This is a genomic window from Methylobacterium sp. A49B (assembly GCF_053346215.1).
On sequence record NZ_JBKFBO010000086.1, the window covers coordinates 1 to 7,980 of the forward strand.

The following is a 7,980-nucleotide window of genomic DNA, read 5'->3' on the forward strand; positions in this document are numbered from 1 at the left end:
AGGCGTAGGGCCCACCGAACAGGTCGCCCAGCGCCTTCCGCCTGAACAGTGTGCGCCAGCGCCGCCTCCGATGCTCCGGGCGGTCGTGGATCATGTGGCAGCGCTGGCAGAAGGCCGCGAGGTTAGCGTCCGCATTGTTCGAGGTGTCGTGATCCCGATGAGCCGTAGCCAGGACGACCTGTGTGTGGCGTACGCGGCGGAGAATGTCGGCTTCCACTCCTAACCGGGTCCGCCGGCCCCAGCCATCACGCCACCGACTAGCTTCAGCGTCCCACCAGCGACCGTCGCCGAGGTGGTGGACCGTCCGCCCGTGCGGCCGTCCGCAGCCCTCGCAGCAGCCTCTCGCCCGGCCGAACCGGATCACGGCTGAGAGCTGCGCCCAGTCGATCGGATAGAAGAAGCGGTGCTCGGGCCGGATCGGCATGATGACGGCACTCTGCCATCTGTCGAGTTGAAAGCGTAGCCGCAGGAGAGTGCCACAAGGGCAGCTTTGCCGCTGAGAATACGGTTCCTAGTGGAAGCGGCTGCTTCGGTCTGCCGAGTTCATGCTCCGCACCAGCAGCCTGTCCGCTTCCATCAAAGCCGCTCTCATCACCGGCAGCATCTCCTTCGCACCGCCCTGCTCAATAAGCCCATGGGCCATCAGAAGGTGGTCGGCGACGAGCTCAAGCGTCGAACCGGATGGCGTAGCTGGCTGTGATGGTGGTGGAACGTAGCGACCCGACGTGCCGTAGGCGGTTAGCGGTCATCGACGCCGGTCACCTGCACGCCCGCATCGAGGCGGTGCAGGATCAGCGCGATGCGTGGCGGGCTGAAGCCGAACGGCTCGGTCTGGGAAGCCTTCGGACAGGCTGACGCGGCGACAGCGCCGTGCGCACCTGCTACAGCGCTGCCCCTTCCCCGCCTGCGCGCCCGAGGCGTTCGCGACACCACACGGCGCCGCGGTGGGCGAGCACACGACGACAGGTGCCCTTGGGCCAGTTCCCCAGGCTCACCCGTGAAGCCTTGGCCGGGCAGTCGTGTGAGGGTCGGTGCGGTGCGGCGGGACTGGAGACCGCGGTGCGCCGGCTCATGGCCACGAGCTATGGTGCGGAGCGTTCTGAACTACCATGCGGCTCAGATCCGCAGCGGCTCCCCCGGTTTGAGGTGCAGCCGCTTCACAAGGTCCCGCGACAGGCCACCGACGATCTCCACCTGCGCCCTGGGCGAGACGCTCAGCATGATGGCTTCCAGCGCCTCGTCCGGGGTGGATGCCAGCATGGCGTACACGCGCACCGCGTCGGGCTTCTGAGTCACGGATACCAGATAGGCGCGACGCTTGGGTGGCTTCGGCATGTGGCGGCGAGGGCAACGCGGTTTCAGCGTTCTAAGCGGTAGATCACGCCATCGACCATCTCGACGTGCCAACCCTGTGCCGTGAGCGCGTCGTGGGCCAGCGTCTCGGGATCGACCCCGGTATCCCTGTAGGCGATGAGAGCTTCCCGCAGGTCATGCATCTCCATCACCGTGGGCACGCCGTGTTCGACGTGGTGGTGCTCGATCACGGCCAGAGCCTTTGTAACGGTGGGGTTCATGCGACTTCAGGCTGTCAGGGAAGGGGCGGTGGCCGGTTCAGTTGTGGAGATATCACCACGGTCGAAGCTGACGGGCGCCACGGGTCTATGAACTGCATGCCGCTCAAGCGGTACTGATGTGACTGACCACCATAAATTCGGCGCCCATCATACTGCCGCCGCGATCGGCGCGCCTCCTGCAGGCAAGGGCGGGGGCGCCCCGCCGAGTACCATGCTGCCAGGAGTACCCTGCGTGCTGAACACCTTGCTGGCCCTATTAGCCGTTGTCGTCGTCATGGCCGCCCACGGTATCGCCAAGCTGGTGCTGCTGCCCTTCCGAACCCTGCGCGGCCTGTTTCGGCACAACCCCATGCCCAACCAGGTGACGACCGCCTAACCCGCTGCGGGCATGATGCCGCTGGGCTGTGTTGTGTATCGGCCCACCGCTGGTGAGATCGGACGCTCCCCCGCCCCGTGAGCAGATCGGGGCGGGGCCGAGCGGCCGATGCCCGGCAGTCAAGTGAGCGCCTGAGGGTGAGGCGTCGGCGTCCCAGTGTACGCGTGGGTCGTGAGGGGACAGCCGGGGTGCGCCCGGCGGTGCTGCGTCTTCAAGCGGCCGGTAGCGGTGTAAGTCCCGGCAATCATCACTTGGCCATGGCAGGCCGGGCACCGCTTCGGTGCCATCGTGTGTAGGCCGCGTGCTTCCGCAAGGCTAACGGGCCGCCATACCCCGTCCACCTTCACCTCACACGTCTGCTGTACGGCAGAGGCCATCGCGTCCGTCGTCATCGACCGAGCGATGGGCCGCCTGACGTGCCACCAGTGCCAGGCGGGCCGCTGGTAGGCGTGCCGCCGATATTTACGTCCGGCGTCGTGCCCGGCACGGAGGAGTTGCTGGGGTTGGCCTCGTTGCCCCGGGTGATCGGGCTGGGGCCGAGATCTCGAGCGCCAGGGCCGACGCCGCCCACGCTGGCCGGTGGGGCCACACCGGTATTGCCAGCACCTCCGGTGACCACCTGAGCCATGACGGGACTAGCTACGGCGGTGCTCAAGGCGCCAGCGAGCGCTATCGCGGTGCGGATCATACTGTTGTCCAGGTTGCTGCTGCAGCACCAGAACGGCCGAGGTTTCACGAAGTTCGAGCGGCCTCCACGATAACTCAAGCACGACCGTGCAGCGTTCGACCCGCCTGCAACCCACGCCTAGCTCGTGCCTCAATCCAGGAGCGGCATGACGCTGCTACTAGCGACGGATGAACTTGTCCGACCTCGAGTTCTGGGCCTTCCTCGAAGTGGCGATCCCAGTCCTGTTCCTGCCGGTCGCCATCGTCTGGTGGAAGGGCCATACCATCTGGCCGAACTATGGGCATCGTCGCGTAGATACGGACCCGCGTCAGCGTCAGATCATGGGTCGTCTGTCTGGTCGCACAGCTCCTCGAACAGAGCTGTTTTTGGGGGTTACATAACCACGGGAGCTGAGGGCCCGCTTTTCAGTGGGAACTCATCGCCTTTTCCTTCACTCGTTACCCATTCGATACGGCTGCTGGCACGTGGCTCTTCGTCAGACGGATACACGATCTGCTCTTGAAGGTAGCACGCTGCAAATCTAGACCCCAAGTAAAGTCGTTATCCTCAGCATATCTCTCAATTTCGGAGCAAGATGGTGAGGTCAGCGTTTTGGACAGATGTATAGTTTGATCGCCGCAATATCTCGTCATGCGTTCTGCGCCCTCGGCCAACCTTAATGCCTGCTCGTTGACAGCATCCTCCTCCGTATACATCATCCATACAATCACGGAGTAGCCACCTTCCAAAGTGACAACCGCCCATATGTGTTGGTTTTCCATCTTGATCTTGAACAAAGACACTTCATAAAATCCGTACATAATTTTACACCGTTTATCTAATTGCGTAATATTGTGAAACTCGAATTTTTAGCTCGTACGATTGATTAGACTTATCGCTAGCTTCGGTTGAACGACTATTGAGTTAGGCCGACGGCACGGACAGCATCCACGTCGTCGGTTAGGGTCGAACGGCCTCGTTGCGGCAGTTTCGGCCCGTTCTGTCAGGCAGTTGGGGGCATAGGCTTGAGCGTGATACGGGCAGCCCGTCCGGGTATGCGTTCGACCTGGATCAAACCGGCGTTCTCCAGCACGCGAAGGGCGCGGGCCTTTGAGTCACGATCGACGCCGAAGCTGCGCAGAAGTGCTGCGGAAAGACTTACGGTGCTCTTGCCTTCCAAGTCACAGCGATGGCGGAGGGCGATGTAGACGGCCAGGGCTTTACCAGGAAGGCATGAGGCAATTGCCAAAGGCTCCAGCGGTATAGGGCCTTTTAGGAAACGAGCTTTAGGTTTTGTCACAGATTTGAGAACTTGGGGTGTGATCTCAGTCTCACCTGTTATTTCGCCCAAAGGATCTACAGAGTTGTGTTTGTACATAGAGATAGAAGGATAAGACTATAATAAGATGACCTGGTGTCGTGTGGATGCGAGGGTGGTGTCGCGCTGGTGCGACGGTCCCTATCGCTTGGGTGCGACAGGTCCAGCGCGATCACCTCATTCAATCGACGTCCTTCGCCTCGTTCGAGAGCAGAGCCATGACCCGGTCCCACATGGCTTGTCCGCCGTCCATGTAGCGATCTGGATACCGCACGATCGTCGCATCGGTGCGTACCGGGAACCCACCGGTGACCGCACGACCCGCCTCCGTCATCAAGGCGCGCATCTGCTCGACACGCTCCTCGATCTGCCCGATTGGAGCTTGGATTAAGAACGCGTCATGAACAGGCGCGCAAACCTCGATGCCGGCCTCGGTAGCCGCGATCGCTGCGATCCGCATCATCTCCGAACCATTGGCCTGCATCGGAAAGTTCATGACTGCCCGACCATTCGCGTCCGCACCGATCCGACGCTGCCAGCCGAACACAGTTTGGGTTTCGCCCAGGAGCATGGTGGCGTCGACGGACCGCTGCGACCAGGACCAGAAATCCCGGTACGTTTCTCGATGTGCCCGGATCAACATCCGCGCCTCTACCGGTGCAATGCCGAGCGATAGAGCCAGAGCGTCTGGCCCCATGCCGTAGTTGACGCCGAGCACCACGGATTTGCAGCGATCCCGCTCGACCTTGTGGCTCGCCTTGGTGGCGTCAGCGGGTACGAGTCGGGCAGCCTTGGCGAAGGCGAGATAGGGATCGCCTTCATCGTAACCCTGCATCATCAACTTATCGCCCGACAGAGCCGCTGCGATCGCATTCTCCTGGGACGAGAAGTCGATGTAGGCGAGCGCATAGCCTTCCGGTGGGCGAATGAGTCCCCGCAGCCAGCGAGCCGGCCCGAAGATGAACTTCGTGTTCGAAGGCTGATTGCGCCCGGTGATGGAGCTGAAAGGCGACAGAAGACAGCGATTACGGCCGTCCGATCCGACTGCCAGCTCGCCGAGCCGCAGCTGACCCAGCGTCTTTCGCAGTTGGCGCAGCGGTTCCAGAACGGGATGGAGCCGAGCCATGGTTTTGAATGTCTCATCATCCAGCCGCAGCGAACCGCTCGGGTGGCGAGGCCATGGAATGCCAGCTCCGATCAGATAGGCGGCAAAGCGGTCTTGCTTGAAGGTGAGACCGTCGTAGACGCCATAGGAGCGATCCACGTCAGCGACGAGCCCAGCACGAATATCGTCCCAGCCCGCCCGAAGCCGGTTGTAGACCGGCACGTCGATGGGCGTGCCCGTCCACTCCATCCGGGCCACAGCTGCCATGTAACGCCCTCTCAGGAGCGCCCGTGGCAGGTCGAGTTGAGGCACCATGCGTGGCAGGAGGGCAGCCAACGCGGTGACATCACTTTGGCAGTAGGCCAGGATGGCGGCTTGCTCAGCAGGGGACCAAGCCACGCCATCCATGATCAGCCGGCGCATGCTATCCTTATCGCTAGCCTCGATGTGGTCGAGACCTCGGCTGGCCAAGGCGCCGATCAGCCCATTGCTGTACCCCGACCGCAAGCCGTTCGTGGCGCAGCGGTGCTCGGTGAAGAGATCCAGGATGCAGGTGGGCAAGGGCCACCCGAGCGCCAGAAAACAGCCAAGCTCCGCACTAGCGTAGTAAGCCACGAACAAGCTGTCGGGCCCACAGTCGAACGGCGCTTGGCGCAACGTGATCAACTCATCACGCCACATTCGGATTATCTGTCCGCTGTGAAGCTCTTGAGCGACCATGCAGATGGGGTAAGGGCGCTCGCCTGCAGGCGCTTTGAATTCAAAATCGACGAGCCAGATCTCATGGAATGGGAGGAGAGCAGCGTTTCCGCTGCTCTCACTCTTGCTGATTGTATCAACGCTCATGCGAGCCCCCGTAGGCGGCGCACGACAGCATGATCCGGAGTATCGATCACCCGATTGGCGAAGGCGATTTCGAGAAGCTCTGAGAACGGCTTATCCGGCCACACAGGTTCGGTGAGCTGCCCTTCGGCCTGGTAGATCCGATAGCCGCCCAAGCTCATGTCAGCTACAGCACGAACCCACGCGAGTTCTGCATGTCGCTTGACCTCGAGAGCCGACTCTGCCCAGCTGTTACGTCGCCCGCCGGGATCAGGGAGGGGTACCGGCCAAATGAAGAGAACACCATTTCGGGTTAGGCAGAGCACAAGCAAGACCATCTTGGCTCCATCTATCAAGCTCGATCGCATCTCTGGATCGATAAAGTAAGTTTCCTGCTCCTCTTTGTCCAAATACACGATGGTTTCTAGCTGATAATTTGGATCCGGGTTGACACGACAGAAATCTTGCTTCGGCGGCTTCCGAATAGGCAGTTGCGTCAGTATTTCCTTTACGCCAGGGGTCGATGCCATGCTATTGACACGCAGCGCAGACAGGTCTTTGAATAAGTTGGTCATGTTTTAGGTCTTTCCATAATATCTATTTGAGAAGCTGCAATTCGGAGAATAAATCACCGCCTCTGAGCTAAAGGAACATTTCGGTAGAGAACACAAAGATATTCTGGTGTGTGTGACTTCTTGAGATAGCTTTTTTATAATAATAGATGGCGGTTTGTAGGTGATTTCGCATTGATCTAATTCGCGTCTATACATTTTTATCTCTTTCAAGATCGACTGTATTCTGACTATGTTGCAGCCGATCGGTTGATATTAGAAATAATTATGGCCTGATTTTCGAGTTTAAGGCTAGATAATTCCTAGAACTGCTCTGAATACTAGATTTGGCATGCGAGTGTGATAGATTAAAATCTCGTGCTGCTGTTCTACTTTGTTGATACTGAAACAAATGGCCCAAAATACATCGTCCTCATCAAAGTTGCGGGTCGACGTGTTTCGATTGTTAGGCATTTCTAATCTAAGCAATCCAAGACACAGTCTAAAGCTGATCAGTAAGATTTCTAAGTTATCTGTTGTATATATTCCCAAAATCAGTTGTTAAACGGGAACCTATTCCGAACATCATGGAATGTGCGGATTTCGTTCAAAAAAAATATGCACATTTTTGCTATTGATATAAGAAACGTAACGAAAAAGCGGATTACGGCGTATTTTTAATGAAAAATTTGCCCCAACCAAACACGTTGACAGGTGGAGACGTCAATACGGATCGTTTGGCGACGCCTTCCAAGACATCGACTTGAAGCGGAAGGCAGACAGCTGAGCTGCAGGCGATAGATGATATTGTCAGAACTGAGGAAGGCTCAGGGCCTCGGGTTTCGTTACCGGAACGGTACCGATCGAAAATCACCTTTCCGAACATTCTTGGCAAACGCAGCGATATAAAGAGAGACCGATGCATGCGAAGGCTGAGAAGCCAAGCTGCAGCTGGTTGATCCTGTCGATGAAAGGGAAGGCTCGACCGGTCGGTTTCGGCCGTTGGGAGAGCCGATCAGTCGAACTCTATCTTTGCTGACATTCCTGAAGATCCGACCATACATAGAGAGTCAGACGAAACACCCAGATGCACGCCTCGGCTCAAGGGCCAATCTGCATATGATTGATCTTGTCGGCGAGAAGGAAGGCTCGACCGATCGATTTCAGCCGATGGGAGAGGCAATCAGTCGAACGCTATCTTTCCCGACATTCCTGGAGATCGAACCATACATAAAGAGTCAGGGAAACACCCAGATGCACGCCTTGGCTCGAGAGCCGGGCTGCAGCTAGTTGATCTTGTCGACGAAAGGGAAGGCTCGACCGGTCGGTTTCCGGCGACGGGACGGAAAATCAGTCGAAAGCTATCTTCCCGGACGTTCTTGGAAATTGGATCATATATAAAGAGTCGGTAGAAACAGGCAGATGCATGCCCTAGCTCAGGGGCCCAGCTGCAGCTGAGCGATCTAGTCAGCGAGAAGGAAGGCTCGACCGATCGGTTTCCGCCGTTGGGAGAGCCGATCAGTCGAAAGTCATCTTTCTGGGCATTCCCGGAGATCCGAACATATAT

At 58.6% G+C, this 7,980-nt stretch carries 6 protein-coding genes; 1 reads left to right on the top strand and 5 read right to left on the bottom strand.

Features of this window, described 5'->3' with window-relative positions; translation table 11 throughout:
• The 3 genes from ACLBX9_RS12130 to ACLBX9_RS12140 all read right to left on the bottom strand — a co-directional run.
• The coding region (locus ACLBX9_RS12130; RefSeq protein ID WP_447719097.1) for a hypothetical protein at positions 1-424 on the bottom strand (424 nt) is incomplete at its 3' end.
• A 692-nt stretch (positions 425-1,116) separates the two neighbouring features.
• Complete coding sequence (locus ACLBX9_RS12135; RefSeq protein WP_447719098.1) at positions 1,117-1,335, bottom strand: hypothetical protein; 219 nt, start codon at positions 1,333-1,335, stop codon at positions 1,117-1,119.
• 23 nt (positions 1,336-1,358) lie between these two features.
• Positions 1,359-1,574 carry a hypothetical protein gene (locus ACLBX9_RS12140; RefSeq protein ID WP_447719099.1) on the bottom strand — a complete coding sequence of 72 codons (216 nt, stop codon included), beginning with the start codon at positions 1,572-1,574 and terminating at the stop codon, positions 1,359-1,361.
• Positions 1,575-1,806: 232 nt separating this feature from the next.
• Between ACLBX9_RS12140 and ACLBX9_RS12145 the strand changes: the two genes are divergently transcribed.
• The gene (locus ACLBX9_RS12145; protein ID WP_447719100.1) at positions 1,807-1,950 is read left to right on the top strand and encodes a hypothetical protein; all 144 of its coding nucleotides are present in this window, start codon (positions 1,807-1,809) and stop codon (positions 1,948-1,950) included.
• 2,166 nt (positions 1,951-4,116) lie between these two features.
• Here ACLBX9_RS12145 and ACLBX9_RS12150 read toward each other — a convergent pair.
• Both ACLBX9_RS12150 and ACLBX9_RS12155 read right to left on the bottom strand, forming a co-directional pair.
• Positions 4,117-5,886, bottom strand: a complete 1,770-nt coding sequence (locus tag ACLBX9_RS12150; protein ID WP_447719101.1) for a DNA polymerase — start codon at positions 5,884-5,886, stop codon at positions 4,117-4,119.
• Positions 5,883-6,437 carry a hypothetical protein gene (locus ACLBX9_RS12155; protein WP_447719102.1) on the bottom strand — a complete coding sequence of 185 codons (555 nt, stop codon included), beginning with the start codon at positions 6,435-6,437 and terminating at the stop codon, positions 5,883-5,885. The genes ACLBX9_RS12150 and ACLBX9_RS12155 overlap by 4 nt, the downstream gene beginning before the upstream one ends.
• Positions 6,438-7,980 lie beyond the last annotated feature (1,543 nt).